This window comes from Aneurinibacillus danicus (assembly GCF_007991215.1).
Taxonomy (GTDB): domain Bacteria; phylum Bacillota; class Bacilli; order Aneurinibacillales; family Aneurinibacillaceae; genus Aneurinibacillus; species Aneurinibacillus danicus.
The window spans coordinates 30,747-50,763 of record NZ_BJXX01000045.1; the positions used below are offsets into that span (position 1 = coordinate 30,747).

Below are 20,017 nucleotides of genomic sequence, written 5' to 3' on the forward strand. Positions count from 1 at the left end.
GAGGTGCCCTATGTCAAATGAATATGATGTAGTGGTGCTCGGCGGAGGCACGGGTGGCTATGTGGCCGCCATCCGTGCTTCTCAGCTGGGTATGAAGGTTGCAGTGGTCGAAAAAGATAGGCTGGGCGGAACATGCCTGCATCGCGGGTGTATTCCAAGCAAGGCGCTTCTGCGCAGCGCGGAAGTATATCACACGTTAAAAAACGGCGCTTATTACGGAGTTGAAGCCGGAGACATTGGCATTAATTTCGTGCGGATGCAGGAGCGTAAACAAGAGATTGTAAACCAACTGCATAAAGGGGTCCAGCATTTGATGAAGCAGGGCAAAATCGATGTATACGAAGGTACGGGCCGCATTATGGGACCGTCCATTTTTTCGCCGCAGGCGGGTGCTGTAAACGTTGAATATAAGAACGGCGAATCCGAGATTCTCGTACCGAAATTTGTGCTGATTGCTACAGGTTCCCGTCCGCGTACGCTGCCGGGGCTTACCATTGATAAAGAGACGGTTATCACGAGTGATGAAGCATTGGAACTTACAGAGTTGCCGAAGTCTGTACTAATTGTCGGCGGCGGTGTTATCGGGATCGAATGGGCGTCGCTGTTTAACGATCTGGGAGTAGAAGTGGAAATCGTTGAATATGCCGACCGTATCCTGCCGCTTGAAGATGAGGAAATCAGCAAGGAAATGACGCGCCTGCTTAAGAAACGAAAAATCAAAGTACATACGGGAGCAAAAGTATTGCCTGAAACGCTGGCGCGCAGCGAAGGAAACGCAACGATTAAGGCGGAGCAGAACGGAAAAGAGATGGTGTTTACAGCCGAGAAAATTCTCGTGTCCGTCGGCCGTCAGGCCAATATCGAAGACATCGGGCTGAACAACGTGGAGGCGCAGGTAGAGAATGGCTACATCAAAGTGAACGAGATGTTCCAAACCGGAGAATCTCATATTTATGCGATCGGCGATGTTATCGGCGGCCTGCAGTTGGCGCATGTGGCGTCGCATGAAGGCATCGTCGCCGTCGAGCATATGGCCGGACAAAAACCGCACCCGATCGATTATACGATGGTACCGAAATGCACATACAGCCGCCCTGAAGTGGCCAACGTGGGCTTAACCGAAGCGGAGGCAAAAGCACAAGGATATAGCGTGAAGACCGGAAAGTTCAATTTCCGCGCCATCGGCAAAGCGCTTGTATATGGCGAGTACGATGGTTTCGTCAAGCTGGTTGTAGATGAAAAAACGAATGACGTGCTGGGTGTACACATGATTGGACCGCATGTCACCGATTTGATTGCGGAAGGTGCGCTGGCGCGTGTGCTGGATGCGACTCCATGGGAAATTGCGCACACGATTCATCCGCATCCGACGCTGTCCGAGATTATGGGCGAAGCGGCACTGGCGGTGGACGGCAAAGCAATTCATTCATGATAGAAAGTAGAGGTAAGAAATTGTAAGTTGGAAACAGAATGTATCTTACGTTCTAACTTCCTACCTCCATCTCACCAATATTTAAGGAGGCGATTGTTTATGGCGGAAAATCGTCATCAAGCGGCAGGCTTAACCGATGAACAGGTTTTAGATATGTACTACACTATGCTTTTGGCCCGTAAAATTGATGAACGGATGTGGCTTCTCAACCGCGCAGGCAAAATTCCGTTTGTTATCTCCTGCCAGGGGCAGGAAGCGGCACAGGTAGGTGCGGCGTTCGCGTTTAATCGAGAAACGGATTATGCGTGCCCGTACTATCGGGATATGGGCGTCGTACTGGCGTTCGGCATGACGGCTAAAGATATGATGCTGTCGGCGTTTGCGAAGGCGGAAGATCCGAACAGCGGCGGACGTCAGATGCCGGGCCACTTTGGCAGCCGCAAACATAATATCTTAACCGGATCAAGTCCGGTAACGACCCAGGTACCGCATGCCGTAGGTCTTGCGCTGGCAGGTCGGATGGACGGTAAGAATCCGGTCGTATTTACTTCGTTCGGCGAAGGATCAAGCAACCAGGGCGATTTCCATGAAGGGGCGAACTTCGCCGGAGTACACAAGCTTCCGGTTATCTTCTTCTGCGAAAATAACAAGTATGCCATTTCCGTACCGATTACGAAGCAACTTGCCTGCAAGAGTGTGGCGGACCGGGCGCAGGGCTATGGATTTCCGGGCGTGTCTATCGACGGAAATGACCCGATTGAAGTATATAAAGCGACGAAAGAAGCGGTGGACCGGGGCCGCCGCGGCGAAGGCCCGACGCTGATCGAGGCCGTTACGTACCGTCTTGTACCGCACTCGAGCGACGATGACGACCGTTCGTACCGTTCGCGCGAAGAGGTTGAAGAAGCGAAGAAGAAAGATCCGATCCTGCGCTTCTCCGTCTATCTGCGCGAAGTAGGCTTGTTGACAGAAGAAAAAGAGAAAGAGTTGAACGAACAGGCGGCGCGTGAAGTGGACGAAGCGACCGAGTACGCTGAGAATGCGCCTTATCCGGAGCCGGAGTCCGCGCTCAATCACGTATATGCGGAATAAGAGGGGGTAGAATAGGATGGCAATCATTTCATATATCGATGCGGTAACCCAGGCGCTGCGCGAGGAAATGCAGCGCGACAGGCGCGTGTTTATCATGGGCGAAGATGTGGGGGTGCGCGGCGGCGTATTCCGTGCGACGAACGGACTGTACGAAGAATTCGGGGAAGAGCGCGTGATTGACGCACCGCTTGCTGAATCCGCGATTGCCGGCGTGGCAATTGGCGCCGCTGCCTACGGGATGCGGCCGGTAGCAGAAATGCAGTTCGCTGACTTTATCATGCCGGCGGTTAACCAGATTGTCAGCGAAGCAGCGAAAATGCGCTACCGTTCCAACAATGACTGGCACTGCCCGCTCGTTATCCGCGCCCCTTATGGCGGAGGCGTGCACGGTGCGCTCTATCATTCACAGAGTGTAGAAGCGATGTTCAACAGTACGCCGGGTTTGAAAGTTGTGGCTCCTTCTACCCCATACGATGTAAAGGGCATGTTGAAAGCGGCGATTCGTGATGATGATCCGGTACTCTTTTTTGAACATAAGCGTTGCTACCGATTGATTAAAGGCGAAGTCCCAGAGTCGGATTATACCGTGCCGCTGGGTAAAGCCGACATAAAGCGCGAAGGTGAAGACATTACGGTTATTAGCTACGGTCTGACGTTGCATTTTGCGCTGCAGGCAGCGGAGAAGCTGGCTGAAGAAGGTATTAATGCCCACGTTCTTGATTTGCGCACGCTCTATCCGCTCGACAAAGAAAGTATCGTGGAAGCGGCTCGCAAAACCGGTAAGGTGCTCATTATCCATGAGGACAACAAAGAAGGCGGCGTTGGCGGCGAGGTAGCGGCTGTAATCGCCGAAGAATGCTTGTTCGATCTAGATGCACCGATTAAACGTCTGGCAGGACCGGACGTACCGGCGATGCCGTACAGTCCGACGCTTGAGAAATTCTTCATGCTTACTCCTGACAAGATAATGGCCGCAATGCGCGAGCTGGCCGAATTTTAATATCCGGATTTTTTCATGATTTTCTCAGATAGAAGGAGGCAACACGCGTTATGGCAACCGAAGTGTTTATGCCCCAGTTAGGCGAATCCGTTACAGAAGGCACCATTGCGAAATGGCTGGTCAAACCGGGCGATAAAGTAAAAAAATACGAACCGTTGTGCGAAGTAACGACTGATAAAGTCAATGCCGAAGTTCCCTCGACCTTGGAAGGTACGGTAGCGGAGCTGGTAGCCGGCGAAGGCGATACGCTTGCTGTCGGCGAGCTGATCTGCTATATCGAAACCGAAGGCGGCGCCGCGGCTGCACAAGCGGCAGCACAGCCTGCCAATACGCAGGAGACCGCGTCTGAGATGCCGGCGGCCGAATCTCCCAAAACGCCGGTAGCATCGGCACGGCCGAGTGATGCGGGCGGCGCGGCGGCAAAAGCAGCCGGCAAGCGTTATTCTCCGGCCGTGATGCGTCTCGCCCAGGAAAACAATATTGATTTGAATCAACTCGAAGGTACGGGCAAAGAAGGACGGATTACCCGTAAAGATGTAATGAGCTTTATCGAACGGAGCAGGACAGCGGCACAGCCGGTTCCGCAGGCAGAACCGGCAATCCAGGCAGTATCGGCTCAACAGCGGACTGCCACCCGGCAGCCGACTGCAGCGGCAGAGCCGGAGCCGAGCGTACGTCCTGCGGTGGGCACGCTGGAAGTCAGCGTTTATCCGGGCGATACGGAAATTCCGGTTACCAGCGTTCGAAAAACGATTGCAAACCGCATGGTGCAGAGCAAGCATGACGCGCCGCACGCCTGGACGATGGTCGAAGTCGATATGACCAATCTGGTGAAGTTGCGCAACAGCTTGAAAGACGAGTTCAAAGCAAAAGAGGGCTTTAATCTGACGTTCCTGCCATTCTTTATCAAGGCGGTTGTGGAATCGATCAAACAATTCCCGATTATGAACTCCGTCTGGGCAGGCGATAAAATCATTATGCGCAAAAATATCAACATCTCCATCGCCGTAGCCACTGATGACGCGCTGTTCGTGCCGGTCATTAAAGATGCCGATCAGAAGAGCATCTATGGTTTGGCGCGTGCAGTGGACGAATTGGCGGCGAAAACGCGTCAGGGGAAGCTCTCGATGGACGATATGTCTGGCGGCACATTTACCGTAAACAATACCGGTTCATTCGGCTCCGTGCTGTCCGCGCCGATTATCAATCAGCCGCAGGCGGCTATTGTTAGTATGGAGTCGATCGTCAAGCGTCCGGTCGTTATCGATGATATGATTGCCATCCGCGATATGGCCAATCTTTGTCTGTCGCTTGACCATCGGGTGCTTGACGGATTGGTGTGCGGCCGCTTCCTGCAAAGTGTGAAGCAGAAACTGGAAGCATACGGCTCGCATACAAGCATTTACTAAGAGGATATGATAAGGAGGAGCGGGACGAACGCCTCCTCTTTTCTTTTTCTTTGAAAATCATGAGAAAAGAAGGAGGGGGGAAGAAGAAAATGAGATCCAGGGAGGAAAAAGGCGTTCGCCTTTTTCCACATTAAAATCATCTTCTCGTTCTCTTCTTTCTTTTCTTTCGCATCTCAAAAGTCAACCGGTCTTCCCATGATTTTCATGTCGGGGTTGCGGCTGAGATGCCATGGGAGTTTTTTGTGTGAAATTTTGTCGAAACAAGCAGGAGTTCAAGGGAAAAAGAAGAATATATAGAAAGATTGGAACAATTCTTTTGTTTCAAAAATAGAAACAGATACAAAGAAGAAATGATATGGAGTGCTCTATGAGGAGGGAAACCATGGGCAAAAACAAAGCGAAGAAAGCGCTTCAAGCGTGGGAAGAGAAAGTGGAAGCACGCCTTGCCAAAGTGCCGGAGCGCAAAGAGAAATTCGAAACCTCATCAGGTATCGAGGTGGAACGCGTCTATTTTCCGGAGGAGCTGACGGACGAGTATATGGAAAAATCCGGCTTGCCGGGTGAATATCCGTATACGCGCGGCGTACAGCCGACCATGTACCGCGGCCGCTTCTGGACAATGCGCCAGTACGCCGGATTCGGTTCGGCGGAAGAGACGAACAAGCGTTTCAAGTACCTGCTGGAGCAGGGACAGACGGGCTTAAGTTGCGCGTTTGACCTGCCGACACAAATCGGCTACGATTCAGATGATCCGATGTCCACCGGCGAGGTGGGAAAGGTGGGCGTAGCCATCGACTCGCTCGAAGATATGGAGATTCTGCTGGACGGCATTCCGCTTGACAAAGTTAGCACATCCATGACAATTAACGCGCCGGCGTCTGTACTGCTCGCCATGTACATTGCAGTCGGCGAGAAGCAGGGCGTGCCTCCGGAGAAGCTGTCCGGTACAATCCAGAACGATATTTTGAAAGAATACATCGCGCGTGGCACATACATTTTCCCGCCAAAACCGTCCATGCGCTTAATTACCGATATTTTTGCATACTGTGCCAAGAATGTGCCGAAGTGGAATACGATCAGCATCAGCGGCTACCACATTCGTGAAGCCGGTTCGACGGCTGTGCAGGAAGTGGCGTTTACGCTTGCCGATGCCGTGGCGTATGTTGAAGCCGCGCTCGAAGCCGGCCTTGATATTGACGATTTTGCGCCACAACTGTCTTTCTTCTTCAACGGGCACAACAATTTCTTTGAAGAGATTGCTAAGTTCCGGGCGGCCCGTCGTATCTGGTCCCGCCTGATGAAAGAGAAGTACGGCGCGAAGAATCCGAAGTCCTGGCAGTTCCGCGTGCATACGCAGACGGGCGGTTCGACGCTTACCGCGCAGCAGCCGGATAATAACATTGTGCGCGTGACGATTCAGGCGCTGGCAGCAGTGCTTGGCGGAACGCAGAGCCTGCACACGAACTCCCGCGACGAAGCGCTGGCGCTGCCGACGGAAGAGTCAGCCCGCATCGCGCTGCGTACCCAGCAAATTATTGCGTATGAGACGGGCGTAACTGATACGGTTGATCCGCTTGCGGGCTCATACTATGTAGAAAGCCTTACCGATCAAATCGAGCAGCGGGTGCTCGATTATCTGAAGAAAATTGAAGATATGGGCGGCGCGGTTTCCGCCGTTGAACAGGGCTACATGCAGCGTGAAATCCATGAGAAGGCCTACGAGTTCCAGAAGAAGGTAGAATCCGGCGAAGAAGTTGTCGTCGGTGTAAACCGCTTCCGTATTGAAGGCGAGAAGCAGCCGGAGCTGCTGCGCGTAGATCCGAGCCTTGGCAAAATACAGCGCGCCAAGCTTGAGAAGTTGCGCGAACGCCGTGATAATGACAAAGTAAAAGAAACGCTGGCGGCGCTTAGAGAAGGCGCGAAAGGCAGCGATAATCTAATGCCGCTCATTCTAGACGCGGTCCGCGCATATGCCACCATCGGAGAAATCTGTGGCGTTCTGCGTGAAGAATTCGGCGAATACCGTCCGGTGTAAGGAGAGGATGAGAGAGATGGAGAGAAAAATACGCGTACTTGTAGCTAAACCCGGCCTTGACGGACATGACCGCGGCGCGCTGGTTATCGCGCAGGCGCTGCGTGACGAAGGAATGGAAGTAGTATATACAGGCTTGCGCCAGACACCGGCGCAAATCGTAGCGAGCGCCATTCAGGAGGACGTGGACGTTATCGGTCTGTCCTGCCTGTCCGGCGCACATAATGAGCTATTTCCGGAAGTCATCCGCCTGCTGAAAGAGCAGGGAGCGGAAGACATCGTCGTCATCGGCGGCGGCGTTATTCCGGATGAGGACATTCCGTTCCTCGAAGAGCAGGGTATTGCCAAGATATTTACCCCGGGAACCAAGACGAAGGACACAGCGGATTTCATCCGTCATAAAGTAAGAGAAAAACAGGGTTCCGCTGAGCCGCTTATGAGCTCGCCGGAAAAAATTGAACACATCGGTATCGCAGTGAAAAATCTTGATGAGTCCGTTAAATTTTATACGCAGATGCTCGGCCTGAAGCTGGTAGGCTTTGAGACGGTGGAGAGCGAGCATGTACGCGTGGCGTTTCTTGAAATCGGTGAGACGCACATCGAACTGCTGGAGCCGACAAGCGAAGACAGTGCTATTGCCAAGTTTATTGCCAAGAAGGGAGAAGGCATTCACCATATCGCGCTGAAGGTGGATAACCAGCAGGAGCGACTGAACAAATTGAAAGAAGCGGGTGTGCAGTTAATCAGCGATACGCCGAAGCTGGGCGCGCATAACAATATGGTTGCGTTCCTGCATCCGAAAGCGACGAACGGCGTACTGCTCGAACTGTGCCAGAAAGCCGATACAGCGGAACTTTCTGATCACGCAGACAAACACTAGATCGGATGTAAGAAGAGAAGATTAGAGAAGTAGAGAATAGAAGTCGTAGAAGAAGAAGGCGGGCGGATTCCTGCCTTGTTTTCCATGTGTGATGGATAGGAGGACTATACAAAGATATGAGCACCATGTACGAGAAAATTGACGAGATGTACGAACGGCGCCGCAAAGTGGAGCTTGGCGGCGGCGATAAGCGCATTGACGCGCAGCATAACCGCGGTAAATTGACCGCACGCGAACGCATCGATTTACTGCTTGATGAAGGCACATTTGTAGAGTTAAATCCGTTTATTGAACACCGTGCCACTAACTTCGGCATGGATAAAATGGAAGGGCCGGGCGAGGGCGTAGTAACCGGCTATGGAAAAGTGAACGGCCGCCTCGTATTTGTTTTTTCGCAGGACTTTACCGTATTCGGCGGCGCACTGGGAGAGATGCACGCCTTAAAAATTGCCCGCATTATGGACCTGGCGGCAAAAAACGGTGCCCCGATTATCGGTCTGAATGATTCGGGTGGCGCCCGGATTCAAGAAGGAGTCGAATCGCTGGACGGATACGGTCATATTTTCTATCGCAACTCCATCTATTCCGGGGTCGTTCCGCAGATTTCCGTTATTATGGGACCGTGCGCCGGCGGAGCGGTTTATTCACCTGCGATTACGGACTTTGTCTGCATGGTAGAGAATACAAGCCAGATGTTTATTACAGGACCGAAAGTGATCGAGGCGGTTACCGGAGAGAAGATTTCTGCGGAAAATCTGGGCGGCGCCAAAGTGCATGCCTCAATTAGCGGCAACGCGCATTTCACCGCACCGAGTGAGCCGGAAATGCTGGAACAGGTGCGACGTCTGTTGAGCTTCCTGCCGCAGAACAGCCAGGAGCAGCCTCCCGTTGTTGCGCTTGAGCATCAGGATGACGGTTGGGATGATGAATTAGCGGAAATCGTGCCGATTGCCGGAACAAAAGTATATGATGTACGCAAGGTTATCCATAAGATTGTCGATGGCGGCGATTTCCTGGAAGTGCAGCCGGATTTTGCGAAAAATATTGTGATTGGTTTCGGACGCATTGACGGCCATAGCGTAGGCATTGTTGCCAATCAGCCGAAGTTCATGGCAGGTGGTCTGGACATAAATTCGTCCGATAAGCTGTCACGGTTTGTCCGCTTCTGTGATTCATTTAACATTCCGCTCATTACGTTCGAAGACGTATCCGGCTTCTTTCCGGGCGTCAACCAGGAGCACGGCGGTATTATCCGTCATGGCGCAAAGATTTTGTATGCATACTCCGAAGCGACCGTGCCGAAGATTACGGTCATTCTGCGTAAAGCGTTTGGCGGCGCGTATGTGGCGCTGAATTCCAAAGCGATTGGCGCGGATGTCGTATACGCATGGCCGAACGCTGAAATCGCCGTTATGGGTGCGGAGGGTGCCGCTAATATCATCTTCGCCCGCGAGATTGAAAACAGCGAGAACCCGGCCGAGACAAGACAGGCCAAAATTGAAGAATACCGTGAACGCTTCGCCAATCCTTATGTGGCGGCGAGCCGCGGAATGGTTGATGATGTCATCGATCCACGCGAGACACGGAAAAAGCTGCGCGAAGCATTGGACATGCTGCGCAACAAAAAAGAAGAGCGTCCCGCAAAAAAACACGGCAACATTCCGTTGTAATAAATGGACGAAACAATACAAACAAAAACCGGGGAGGTTCCCCGGTTTTTTATATGGCTATCTCAACAGCTTGAATGCCGCATGGACGAACATTTTCACGCCTTTTTCCAGCGCATCCTCGTCAATTGTAAAACGAGGGTGATGGTGCGGATACGTAATGCCTTTCGCAGGATTACCTGCTCCTACGTAAAAGAATGTACCGGGTGCTTTCTGCTGGAAAGCGGAGAAGTCCTCACCACCCATATTGGGACGTAGCATCTCCAACGCTTCCTCGCCGAATACTTCAAGTACGGTCTCGCGAATTTTCTCCGTAACTTCTGCATCATTAATTACAGGGCGATAGCCGAACTCGTATTTGAATGTGTAAGTGGCGCCATGAGCGTCTGTAATCCCTTTTACTACCCGTTCCATTAGTGCGGGCACCGACTCACGCAGCGTGGCATCGAAACTGCGTACGGTTCCGCAAATTTCAACCGAGCCCGGAATGACATTGTGGGTCGTGCCTCCAATAAATTGGGTTACCGAGATAACGAGGTTATCGAGCGGATCGGTATTGCGCGAGACAATATGTTGCAGGTTGGTGACAACCTGTGCAGCGACGGCAATGCTGTCGATCGTCTGATGCGGAAGCGCCGCATGACCTCCCCTGCCCTGCACCGTGATCCAGAACGTATCCGGTGCCGCCATCATCGGGCCGAAAGTCACTCCGATTTTTCCGATTTCAAGCGGGGACCAGAGGTGGGTTCCGATGACATAGTCCACCCCTTCCATCACGCCCGCCTGCACCATTTCTTCAGCGCCGCCTGGAGCAATCTCTTCTGCATGCTGGAACAAAAAGCGAACCTCTCCCTGTAGCTGGTCTTTAAGAGCAGTAAGCACTTTGGCGCATCCGAGTAGCATGGCGGTATGGCCGTCGTGACCACAAGCATGCATGACACCGGGGTTTTTGGAAGCGAATTCAAAATCGTTTTCTTCTTGAATCGGAAGGGCATCCATATCGGCCCGAATCGCGAGTGTTTTGCCCGGCTGTTTGCCGACAAGACGGGCCATGACGCTGTTTTTTGTCGGGCGGGAAAGTTCGAGTCCGCCGAATGAAGACAGCGTATCGTATACGAATTGTGCGGTTTTTTCCTCGTAGAAAGACAATTCCGGATGTTCGTGAAGATAACGTCTCCAAAGGATTACTTCCTCGGCAATGTCGCGAATCAAAGCATCTGCCGTATGCGTTGTCATCATGGACTCCCCCTTGCTTTTTTAATGCATCGTTACGTTTATATAGCAGTTACGTCTTATGATGTATAGTGGTATTTATAGAGTAGCATAGATACCACGGAAGCATATAGAGTAAGCTTGCTGTGAATTGGCAGCCGTTGTTGAATTTTCCCCTGGATTGATAAACAATAGAAAAAGACGATATCACAAGAATAGGTGGGAATACATAGATGGTACAAGAGAACCGGATTGTCAGCGAATTCATGGAACTTGTGCAGGTGGATAGCGAGACGAAGCATGAGAGAGCCATCTGCGATACACTAAAAGAAAAGTTTTCCGCGTTGGGATTGGAAGTGGTGGAAGACGATGCGCATGAGAAAACGGAGCATGAAGCCGGTAATCTGGTAGCAACGCTTAAAGGTTCGGTGGATGGTTGTCCGACTATTTATTTTACATGTCATATGGATACGGTCGTTCCCGGGAAAGGAATTAAGCCGAGCATAAAGAACGGCTATATTGTTTCCGATGGTACGACGATTCTTGGAAGCGATGACAAAGCAGGTATTGCTGCGATGCTTGAGGCGGTACGTGTACTTAAAGAACGGGAAATTCCACACGGTACGATTCAATTCTTGATTACTGTCGGCGAAGAGTCGGGCCTTCAGGGGGCAAAAGTGTTCGATCCTGTATTGCTCCATGCCAAATATGGATTCGCATTGGACAGCAACGGCAAAGTCGGAGACATTATCGTAGCCGCTCCCTATCAAGCCAAAATTACTGCAACCATTCGTGGCCGTTCCGCCCACGCGGGAGTGAATCCAGAAGCCGGTATCAGCGCCATTCAAGTCGCCAGTAAAGCGGTCGCCCGCATGCCGCTCGGTCGCATTGACGCAGAAACGACCGCCAATATCGGCAGTTTCCAGGGAAGCGGTCCGACAAATATCGTTTGCGAACAGGTACAAATTACAGCGGAAGCGCGCAGTCTCGTCGAAGAGAAGCTAAACGCGCAGACAGAGAAAATGAAGCGTGCATTCGAGGAGGCGGCGCAGGAGTTCGGGGCGACAGCCGACGTAGACATCACGCTCGTCTATCCCGGCTTTAAATTTTCCGAAGAAGATGTAGTTGTCAAGAAAGCGATCGAAGGCGTAAAAGCGGTGGGACGCGAACCTCGTCTGCTTGCAAGCGGTGGCGGGAGCGACGCCAACATTTTGTCCGGCCATGGTATTCCGACGGCTAATCTTGCCATCGGTTATGAAGACATTCATACGACCGGCGAGAAAATTTCAGTCGAGGAGCTGGTAAAGAGCGCGGAGCTTGTCGTAGCCCTCTGCGAACAGGCAGCGAAATAGCTGAAAAAGATGGAGTCCCGAAGCGGGCTTCATCTTTTTTTGTCCTGCCTTTTCCCTCTTTTGCATATTCTTGTTGTAGAAAAGGAGGGAGCGAGATGATTGTATGGTCATACGGAACAGTGATGCGTATCATACGGGAGGAAGAGACGCTTCAAGAAGTGGAAGTACGAGTAGGAGAGAAAGATTTGTCCGCTGCTTTAAATTATCCGCAGTTGACCGGGCGTATCGAGCCGGGAGAGAAGGTTATCATGAATACGACTGCGTTTGAACTTGGACTCGGCAGCGGAGGAAAGCACTTTGTATCAGCTCGAATCGGGGCAGACGGACAGCCGATTATAGACGCGGAGGCGGCGCAATGCGGTCATATTATAAAACTGAGGTATACTCCGTTTCAGCATGCTGTGCAGACAGCGGAAGAAGGAAAGATCATAGCTGAGTCCCTTGATATGGCAGAAAAGGCGCTGAAGCAGACGCCGGTCATTATCGGCGAAACACACAGCATGCTGCCTGCTTTCGTTCTCTCCATCCGGTATTTATCACAACGGGAAGGAGAAGGAAAGATGCCGCGCATCTGCTATATTATGAGCGAGGGAGGCGCACTGCCACTGGCGCTTAGTGATCATATACGACACTTGCAATCGCTCGGACTTCTGGTGGGTACAATTACATATGGCCACACATTCGGGGGACAGACAGAATGCGTCAACCTTTATACAGCATTGTTGGCTGCACGTTTTGTATGGGAAGCGGATATGATTGTGATTATGCCTGGACCAGGTATTGTGGGAACAGGTACAGCGCTTGGCTTTAGTGGAATGGAACAAGTCGCAATAATCGAAACCGTGCACAAACTGGGAGGGATACCAATCCTGATTCCCAGAGTAAGCAGGGCCGATTCCAGAGAGCGTCACGCAGGCATAAGCCACCATACAGCTACCGTGCTGCGATTCGTCCGCAATACGCCGCTTTTATTGAATCTGGAGCAAAATCCTGAATTGATTGCGCAAATAGGAGAGCAGTCCAGACATCATACCCTTATTCTGCATGACCCGTTGAACAGGGAAGAATGGCAGGCAATTGAGGCTTCCTATCCGGGTTCGCTTACGACAATGGGGCGGACTGCCGAAGAAGATCCGGCATTCTTTGTCCATACGTATTATGCGGCCCGGCTGGCTCAGAGCCAGTACGAAAAGCGGGAAGCAGTACGGAAAATGGATTTGTTTGCCTGAATATGCTTCAATAGAGAGGAACACTATGTCGGAAAGGATGAACAGGAACTCGATGATTGAAAAAACAATCACAAGCAAGTCGATATACGACGGGAAAATTATCAAAGTAAAAGTAGATGACGTAGAGTTGCCCAACGGTAAAACGGCGAAACGGGAAATCGTGACCCATCCGGGCGCGGTCGCGGTCATGGCGATTACAGAAGATGATCGAATGATTATGGTGCGGCAATTCCGCAAGCCGCTGGAGCGGATGCTGGTAGAGATTCCGGCCGGAAAACTGGAGCCGGGTGAAGAGCCGGAAGTATGTGCAGGACGTGAACTTCAGGAAGAAACCGGTTATACATACACCTCCCTGCATCATCAGGCATCTTTCTATACGTCACCGGGCTTTGCCGATGAAATTGTGCATCTTTACCGGGCAGAAGGAGTGGTACCCGGTAAAGCGCGGCCGGATGAAGATGAGTTTGTGGAGCTTTTGCATGTGACAAAGGAAGAAGCGCGTGATCTGATTGCTAGTGGCGACATTCGCGATGCGAAAACGATTCTGGCTGTGTACGCGTGGGAACTAGAGGCGAAATGACGGCCTACATGAATGAATGTTTTGCCGATCTGCATATTCATATTGGGCGGACAATGTATAATCGTCCGGTAAAAATTACGGCATCCCGTACGCTTACTCTGACAAGCATCGTTGAAGAAGCGGTAAAGCGTAAAGGCATGCACATGGTCGGTATTATCGACTGCCATTCGCCCGAGGTGCAGGAAGAGATTGACGGACACCTGCAGACGGGACGGATGGAGGAACTTCCCGGTGGCGGCTACCGCTATGCCGCACCGGAAGGAGAAGTGACGCTCATTGCCGGCGTTGAAGTAGAGCTTAAGGTAGGGCACGGACTGGCGCACTTCCTTGTCTATCTGCCGGACCGGACCGCGTTTGCCTCCTTTCGCGATTGGTATCAGACAAAAGTTAAAAACATTCACCTCAGCACCCAGCGTATGTATACGGACATAGATACGCTTATTTCAAAGGCAGACAGGCTGGGCGGTATCGTGATACCCGCTCACGCGTTTACGCCTCATAAAAGTGTCTATGGCGCATGTGTGGATAGCTTGTCTTCCGTGATTGCGGTGGAGCGATTTGCGGGGCTTGAATTGGGACTAAGTTCGGATTCAAACTTGGCCGATGGCATCGCAGAGCTTGGTCCTCTTACCTTTGTCACGAATTCGGATGCTCATTCCACCGCTAAAATTGCGCGGGAATACCAGAATCTCTATGTAAAACGCGCTGATTTTACGGAACTGTGCTTAGCGCTAGGACGTAAGGAAGGTCGCCATATACGAGAGAATTACGGTTTACACCCGCAGTTAGGCAAGTATTATCGAACACGCTGTACCAATTGCGAGGAACTGGTGGCGCAGACGGATACATCTCGCTGCCCGCATTGTGGCAAAGAAGGGAAAAAAGTTATCACGCGCGGCGTATACGAACGATTCCAGGAAATTTCAACACAGTCGCCTGCTACGCATCCGGCACATCGCCCGCCGTACCGATACCATATTCCTCTTGAGTTCGTGCCGGGGCTTGGCGCGGGCCGGATGAAAAAATTGCTGGCTGAATTCGGGACCGAGATGAACATTTTACACCATACTTCGGTAGAGAAGCTCGCAGATGTGGTCGGTGCCGCCGTTGCAAAAGCGATTGACCGCAGCCGACGCGGCGATGTATCGTTTCTTGAAGGTGGAGCCGGCATCTACGGAAAGATTTCGCTCGAGTAATACGTCCCCCCTGTCCTACATATATATCGTGATAAGAGAAGGACAGGGGGGATTCCCATTGGTAAGGAGTAAACTTGGACAAACATTGCAGCAGAATGTACGGGAGAATTCGTCGCTCTACTTGTTTATCATTGTGCTGTTCATCATGGGAGTGGGGTTCGGCGCGGTTGTCGTCAACTCGCTTGGCCTGACGCAGAAGCAGGAACTGTTCATGTATGTCAGCCAGTTTTTTCACGAACTGAAAAACGACAATATTACCGACCCGCTGCGCAGCTTTCAAAGCTCGCTCGGTCATTATTTAAAATATGTAGGTTTCATGTGGATTCTTGGACTGTCCATTATCGGACTTCCGCTGATTCTTGTGATGGTATTTCTAAAAGGAGTTGTCGTCGGATTCACGGTCGGCTTTCTCGTCAACCAGCTGCAGTGGAAAGGTCTGTACTTTGCCGTGGTGTCCGTGCTTCCGCAAAATCTGCTGGTTATTCCTGCGGTTATCATCGTAGCAACTGCCGGCGTCTCATTCTCCTTGCATCTTGTGCAGTCCCGGTTTTTGAAGCGCGGTGGGGCACTATATCCGCGTTTTCTCGTTTACAGTGCGTTAATTTTAATCATGGGAGGCGTCATGACGGCGGCTGCGGCCTTTGAAGCATTTATTTCTCCCGCATTGATGAAGCATGCCAGCATGACACTTTTAAAATTTATAATAATTATTATTTAATAAGAATTATATTTGACTCCCTATTCCGGCTCCACTATAATGAGGATGTAGGAAGCTGCTCGGGGAGGTCTTTTTATGAGGGAAGAAAGAATTGATAAGATCAGACAGCAACTGCATGCGCACAGTTATAAGCTGACTCCGCAACGCGAAGCCACGTTGCGTGTTCTGTTGGAGAACGAAGAAGACCACTTATCCGCCGAAGATGTCTATTTGCTCGTCAAAGAGAAGGCTCCTGAGATCGGTCTGGCTACCGTATATCGTACGCTCGAATTAATGAGTGATTTGCATATTCTGCAGAAGATTAACTTTGGTGATGGGGTAGCTCGATACGAATTCCGCAGCGAAGACGCCGAGCATCACCATCATCACTTGATTTGCGTTATGTGCGGTGCGGTGGATGAGATTCACGAAGACCTTCTTGGAGAGGTAGAGCAGGCGGTAAGCGATAAATTTAAATTTCATATTCTCGATCATCGCTTATCTTTTCATGGCGTTTGTCACCGCTGCATTGATAAAGTGGATGCAAGTGAAATTGCCAACGTGAAAAGCAATATTCCAGGCTAAGAAGCAGGGGCTCATGAGAGAGCCGCTGCTTTTTATATTTTTTTTAAATCCCGTGGTAAAACATAAGAATAGTAAGAGAAAGGCCATGGTGGCTTTATTGTGTTTTGCCTGCTTTCTTATTGTTTTGCTTTTTTCGCTGTTTGCCCCTCATCCGGTACTGCCGTAGCCGGATCATACGGTTTGTCCGTCGGTCCCAGCCCAACATACTTGTCGTATGCGTCATAAATGGCGCGGGCGATGCGACCGGCCGATGGTCCGCCGTATCCGCCTTCCGGAACGACAACGGCTACCGCCAGCTTCGGATTTTCGAGCGGCGCAAACGAGATGAATACCCCATTGTTGATTTCTTTGTATTTATGCCAATTGACCCCTTTTTCAAAATCAAGGGAATCCGGCACATAAATATCCTGCTGAGATGTGCCTGTTTTTGCTGCTACACGGTACGGGAATCCGGCGAATACGCCTGCCGCCGTTCCGCCCTGCTGGGTAACCATGCCCATTCCCTCATGCACGATACGCCAGTAGCTGTCCGGTTCATGTAGCTGGCTTAACACTTCTGATTTAAAAGACTTAATAACTTTACCGTTATTATCCGTGATACGGTCAACCAATTGCGGCCGCATGCGCGTTCCTTTGTTGGCCAGCGTTGCCGCATATTGTGCAAGCTGCATTGTCGTGTATCGTCCCTGCTGACCGAAAGAAGCCTGTACCATGGCTGCCAGCGGGCCATAGCGTTCATTCATAACCAGGAAGTCTTCGCCGCCTGCCGATTCGCCCGGAAGGTCCACTCCGGTTTTTACTCCAAGGCCGAACGCATGGTAGTACTTCTGGTATACGCTTACTGAATTCTTCTTGTATTTCTGGCTTAGCAGCTTTCCGATGTTTGCCATATACGTATTGGACGATTTTTGAATGGCCGTTTGCGGCGTCAGCATACCGTAGTTATGTCCGTTGTCATTGCGGACGACATCCCCGGCGCCGCCGTAACGGTATGCACCGGGATCGGGCCAGTAGAAGGGGGCTATTCCTTCCGACAGACCCATTAATACAGTCGCAGGCTTGACAACGGAACCGGCCGGAACAACGGATGCAGGATGTTTGTAGTTCTCCATCTCCGCATCTTTGCCGGTTTTTGGCCGCACGTCATGCGGTGCACTGCGGATGGTACCGTTTGTAAACGAATATTTATTTTGTTCGTACGTTTCTTTGTCCGGACCGGATGTCCAGATATTCGGGTCATATTCGGGATAGCTGACCATAGCTACAATCTTTCCGGTTTTCACTTCCATCGCTACGGCGTATGCATTTTTTGCATAGTAGGCGTTACGGCCGGTGGCGCGCAGCTTCGGCAGGAAGTTCTTAATAAAATCGCGTGTCTCAAGTTGTACCCGCTGGTCAATCGTCAAGTACAGGTTACTTCCCCGCTTAGGCGGCACTTCTTTAATTTGCTGAAGAATGGTTTGATCCGCCGCTACCTGATACATACGGTAGCCGTTTTCTCCGCGCAAATCTTCCTCATAACTCCGCTCGATGCCTTCGTAACCGACCATCTGGTTTGGCAGATAGATGTCTTTATTCTTTCGATAGTACTCGATTCCTTGATTATCTGCTACGTTAAACGGTCGTACATAACCGATGGCCTGCACCGCCACCTGTTTTTTGTCGTATTCCCGAATGGGCTTGGTTACGACGGATACGCCGTCAAGTTCATTACGGTGCTCTGCCAGGTAGGCGATTTCTTTCTGGGATAAATCGTACTTCAAGTCTTTTTCGAGAAATTTCAATGTCATGCGTGCCGTTTTTTCGACTTTGCCGTTTTTGTATTCGTAGCCGACATCCATTTTTTTCAGCAAATCTTCCTTGGTAGTGCCGGACAGAATTTTTTCCAGTTTGGTGACAAGGCTTATGTAGTAGTCTTTGTCCATATAGTCTTTTTCCTGAAAAACGGCAGTAAAAGAGCCGCGGCTATGCACAATAAGATTACCGTTTTTATCGTAGATATTACCGCGCAGGGCCGGGATCGGAACTTTCTTGTCAGATTTAGCGGTCGCTTTCTGCTCGTATTCTTCGCCATCTATAATCTGTACGTACGATAGGCGGAAAATAATGGCGGCGAACACGAGAAATACAAGTAAGAGCAGCAAATTTAGACGATTGAATACTTGCCTGGTTCGGCTGTTTTCTTTTTCTTCGTGAGTGTACATCGGTTGACCACACCTTGCCGTGAGTTTAATCCAAAAATAGATTGTATCATGTGAAACACAAATTGAAAATGAACAAAAGGTATAAAATTTTCATAGAAGGAATAGGCTTGAAGAGAGGCATACCGGAATTAAGAAAGGAGAAAAAATATGTTTATTCCATACAACCGTGTTATGGACGCTATCAGGCTGCTTGCCATTTTCATTTTTTGCACGTTTGTGTTTTATACGGTGATTACATATGTGAGCGATGCGATAAAACCGGCTGAGCCGTACAAAGAACCCCAGGGTAAAGCCATGAAAGTAATGAAGCATACATCCACATTCGAAGGTACGTACGAAGAAATGAAACAGCGCCTCTTTGATTTCTACTGGTATGGGGAATAATTTTTTGTCTATGAGCAGGAAACGAGAGAACATTGTGGAATAAAGTAATTAAAGAATAGGTATGGATAACATTTATAGAGAAGATTGGATGTTGAGGAGATTAAGAGATGAAAGAGTTAATTACCCAATTTATCCATTATTTAACAGTGGAAAGAGGGTTAGCGAAGAATACGCTGGAGTCGTACCAGCGGGACCTTCATGCATACTGCGCCTACTTAAGCCGTGAGGGTATTACGGATTTAAATGGGACAAGCCGCATGCAGATTATGGGTTATTTGCTTTATCTTCAGGAGCAAGGACGTGCGACGGCGACATTGTCCCGTAATTTGGCTTCTATTCGTGCGTTTTATCAATTTTTACTGCGAGAAAAATTTATTGATAAAGATCCGAGTGTAAATCTGGAATCTCCGAAAATTGAAAAAAAGCTGCCGCAGGTGTTGTCGGTAGTGGAAGTGGAAACACTATTGAACGGACCGGATACACGTCTTGCTTCGGGTATGCGCGACAAAGCGATGCTTGAACTTTTGTATGCGACAGGTATCCGTGTATCGGAACTTGTATCGCTTAATCTATCCGATGTGAATTTAAATATGGGCTTTATTAAATGTTTCGGTAAAGGATCGAAAGAGAGGATCATTCCGCTTGGACGCCTTGCGATTGAAGGCGTAAGCCGTTATCTGGAGCGCGGTCGGCCGATGCTCAAGAAGCGGGGGCAGGAAGAGGCGCTGTTTTTAAACCATCATGGCCGTCGCTTGTCCCGGCAGGGATTCTGGAAGATTATTAAGAAATACGCTCAGTTGGCCAATAGCCACAAAGAGATTACGCCGCATACGCTTCGTCACTCGTTTGCGACGCATCTGCTGGAGAATGGAGCTGATCTCCGTTCCGTGCAGGAAATGCTCGGGCATGCCGACATTTCGACCACTCAAATTTATACGCATGTTACACGCTCACGTCTGAAAGAGGTGTACGCCAAGGCCCATCCGCGGGCATAAAAAGAGGTACTTCGGGGTAATGTTTGAAGTGCCTTCCTTATTTTCAGTAAAAGATGTGAGGAAAGAAATTG

17 protein-coding genes are annotated in these 20,017 nt (G+C 50.5%); 15 read left to right on the forward strand and 2 right to left on the reverse strand.

What is annotated here, in order from left to right:
- Nucleotides 1-10 precede the first annotated feature (10 nt).
- From lpdA to ADA01nite_RS04630, 7 genes are all read left to right on the forward strand, one after another.
- Nucleotides 11-1,432: a dihydrolipoyl dehydrogenase gene (gene lpdA / locus ADA01nite_RS04600; protein WP_146808734.1), complete on the forward strand. Its 1,422-nt coding sequence runs from the start codon at nt 11-13 to the stop codon at nt 1,430-1,432.
- Nucleotides 1,433-1,531: 99 nt separating this feature from the next.
- The gene (locus tag ADA01nite_RS04605) at nt 1,532-2,524 is read left to right on the forward strand and encodes a thiamine pyrophosphate-dependent dehydrogenase E1 component subunit alpha (RefSeq protein WP_146808735.1); all 993 of its coding nucleotides are present in this window, start codon (nt 1,532-1,534) and stop codon (nt 2,522-2,524) included.
- Between the two features lie 16 nt (nt 2,525-2,540).
- Complete coding sequence (locus tag ADA01nite_RS04610) at nt 2,541-3,524, forward strand: alpha-ketoacid dehydrogenase subunit beta (protein ID WP_146808736.1); 984 nt, start codon at nt 2,541-2,543, stop codon at nt 3,522-3,524.
- A 50-nt stretch (nt 3,525-3,574) separates the two neighbouring features.
- Nucleotides 3,575-4,933: a dihydrolipoamide acetyltransferase family protein gene (locus tag ADA01nite_RS04615; RefSeq protein WP_146808737.1), complete on the forward strand. Its 1,359-nt coding sequence runs from the start codon at nt 3,575-3,577 to the stop codon at nt 4,931-4,933.
- Nucleotides 4,934-5,315: 382 nt separating this feature from the next.
- Complete coding sequence (locus tag ADA01nite_RS04620) at nt 5,316-6,968, forward strand: acyl-CoA mutase large subunit family protein (protein WP_146808738.1); 1,653 nt, start codon at nt 5,316-5,318, stop codon at nt 6,966-6,968.
- A 16-nt stretch (nt 6,969-6,984) separates the two neighbouring features.
- Nucleotides 6,985-7,845, forward strand: a complete 861-nt coding sequence (gene mce / locus ADA01nite_RS04625; RefSeq protein ID WP_146808739.1) for a methylmalonyl-CoA epimerase — start codon at nt 6,985-6,987, stop codon at nt 7,843-7,845.
- 116 nt (nt 7,846-7,961) lie between these two features.
- Entirely contained in the window at nt 7,962-9,515 is a 1,554-nt protein-coding gene (locus ADA01nite_RS04630) for an acyl-CoA carboxylase subunit beta (RefSeq protein ID WP_146808740.1), read from the forward strand.
- Nucleotides 9,516-9,572: 57 nt separating this feature from the next.
- Here ADA01nite_RS04630 and ADA01nite_RS04635 read toward each other — a convergent pair whose 3' ends face one another.
- A complete protein-coding gene (locus ADA01nite_RS04635) occupies nt 9,573-10,751 on the reverse strand; it encodes a M20 family metallopeptidase (protein ID WP_371863533.1) in 1,179 nt (392 codons plus the stop codon).
- Between the two features lie 206 nt (nt 10,752-10,957).
- Between ADA01nite_RS04635 and ADA01nite_RS04640 the strand changes: the two genes are divergently transcribed.
- From ADA01nite_RS04640 to fur, 6 genes are all read left to right on the forward strand, one after another.
- Complete coding sequence (locus tag ADA01nite_RS04640; RefSeq protein ID WP_146808742.1) at nt 10,958-12,076, forward strand: M20/M25/M40 family metallo-hydrolase; 1,119 nt, start codon at nt 10,958-10,960, stop codon at nt 12,074-12,076.
- Nucleotides 12,077-12,171: 95 nt separating this feature from the next.
- Complete coding sequence (locus ADA01nite_RS04645) at nt 12,172-13,305, forward strand: DUF3866 family protein (protein ID WP_146808743.1); 1,134 nt, start codon at nt 12,172-12,174, stop codon at nt 13,303-13,305.
- Nucleotides 13,306-13,357: 52 nt separating this feature from the next.
- On the forward strand, nt 13,358-13,885 hold the full coding sequence (locus tag ADA01nite_RS04650) for an NUDIX hydrolase (RefSeq protein ID WP_281285978.1): 528 nt from the start codon (nt 13,358-13,360) through the stop codon (nt 13,883-13,885).
- A gap of 8 nt (nt 13,886-13,893) precedes the next feature.
- On the forward strand, nt 13,894-15,081 hold the full coding sequence (locus ADA01nite_RS04655) for an endonuclease Q family protein (RefSeq protein WP_246147218.1): 1,188 nt from the start codon (nt 13,894-13,896) through the stop codon (nt 15,079-15,081).
- A 58-nt stretch (nt 15,082-15,139) separates the two neighbouring features.
- Nucleotides 15,140-15,799, forward strand: a complete 660-nt coding sequence (gene spoIIM / locus ADA01nite_RS04660; RefSeq protein ID WP_246147219.1) for a stage II sporulation protein M — start codon at nt 15,140-15,142, stop codon at nt 15,797-15,799.
- Between the two features lie 75 nt (nt 15,800-15,874).
- On the forward strand, nt 15,875-16,363 hold the full coding sequence (gene fur, locus ADA01nite_RS04665) for a ferric iron uptake transcriptional regulator (RefSeq protein WP_146808745.1): 489 nt from the start codon (nt 15,875-15,877) through the stop codon (nt 16,361-16,363).
- A 116-nt stretch (nt 16,364-16,479) separates the two neighbouring features.
- Here the strand turns inward: fur and ADA01nite_RS04670 are convergent, their stop codons facing one another.
- Nucleotides 16,480-18,567 carry a peptidoglycan D,D-transpeptidase FtsI family protein gene (locus tag ADA01nite_RS04670; protein WP_146808747.1) on the reverse strand — a complete coding sequence of 696 codons (2,088 nt, stop codon included), beginning with the start codon at nt 18,565-18,567 and terminating at the stop codon, nt 16,480-16,482.
- 147 nt (nt 18,568-18,714) lie between these two features.
- Here ADA01nite_RS04670 and ADA01nite_RS04675 point away from each other — a divergent pair, with 147 nt between their 5' ends.
- Both ADA01nite_RS04675 and xerD read left to right on the forward strand, forming a co-directional pair.
- The gene (locus ADA01nite_RS04675; protein ID WP_146808748.1) at nt 18,715-18,951 is read left to right on the forward strand and encodes a DUF4227 family protein; all 237 of its coding nucleotides are present in this window, start codon (nt 18,715-18,717) and stop codon (nt 18,949-18,951) included.
- A gap of 107 nt (nt 18,952-19,058) precedes the next feature.
- On the forward strand, nt 19,059-19,946 hold the full coding sequence (gene xerD / locus ADA01nite_RS04680; protein WP_146808750.1) for a site-specific tyrosine recombinase XerD: 888 nt from the start codon (nt 19,059-19,061) through the stop codon (nt 19,944-19,946).
- Nucleotides 19,947-20,017: the final 71 nt, after the last annotated feature.

Bases quoted from the DNA above. Each gene is read 5' to 3' on its own strand.
- ADA01nite_RS04645 (WP_146808743.1), top strand. From the start codon at position 12,172: ATGATTGTATGGTCATACGGAACAGTGATGCGTATCATACGGGAGGAA.
- xerD (WP_146808750.1), top strand. From the start codon at position 19,059: ATGAAAGAGTTAATTACCCAATTTATCCATTATTTAACAGTGGAAAGA.
- ADA01nite_RS04605 (WP_146808735.1), top strand. From the start codon at position 1,532: ATGGCGGAAAATCGTCATCAAGCGGCAGGCTTAACCGATGAACAGGTT.
- ADA01nite_RS04640 (WP_146808742.1), top strand. From the start codon at position 10,958: ATGGTACAAGAGAACCGGATTGTCAGCGAATTCATGGAACTTGTGCAG.
- ADA01nite_RS04675 (WP_146808748.1), top strand. From the start codon at position 18,715: ATGTTTATTCCATACAACCGTGTTATGGACGCTATCAGGCTGCTTGCC.
- ADA01nite_RS04620 (WP_146808738.1), top strand. From the start codon at position 5,316: ATGGGCAAAAACAAAGCGAAGAAAGCGCTTCAAGCGTGGGAAGAGAAA.
- ADA01nite_RS04610 (WP_146808736.1), top strand. From the start codon at position 2,541: ATGGCAATCATTTCATATATCGATGCGGTAACCCAGGCGCTGCGCGAG.
- ADA01nite_RS04630 (WP_146808740.1), top strand. From the start codon at position 7,962: ATGAGCACCATGTACGAGAAAATTGACGAGATGTACGAACGGCGCCGC.
- ADA01nite_RS04615 (WP_146808737.1), top strand. From the start codon at position 3,575: ATGGCAACCGAAGTGTTTATGCCCCAGTTAGGCGAATCCGTTACAGAA.
- ADA01nite_RS04635 (WP_371863533.1), bottom strand. From the start codon at position 10,751: ATGATGACAACGCATACGGCAGATGCTTTGATTCGCGACATTGCCGAG.
- ADA01nite_RS04670 (WP_146808747.1), bottom strand. From the start codon at position 18,567: ATGTACACTCACGAAGAAAAAGAAAACAGCCGAACCAGGCAAGTATTC.
- ADA01nite_RS04650 (WP_281285978.1), top strand. From the start codon at position 13,358: ATGATTGAAAAAACAATCACAAGCAAGTCGATATACGACGGGAAAATT.
- lpdA (WP_146808734.1), top strand. From the start codon at position 11: ATGTCAAATGAATATGATGTAGTGGTGCTCGGCGGAGGCACGGGTGGC.
- mce (WP_146808739.1), top strand. From the start codon at position 6,985: ATGGAGAGAAAAATACGCGTACTTGTAGCTAAACCCGGCCTTGACGGA.
- fur (WP_146808745.1), top strand. From the start codon at position 15,875: ATGAGGGAAGAAAGAATTGATAAGATCAGACAGCAACTGCATGCGCAC.
- ADA01nite_RS04655 (WP_246147218.1), top strand. From the start codon at position 13,894: ATGAATGAATGTTTTGCCGATCTGCATATTCATATTGGGCGGACAATG.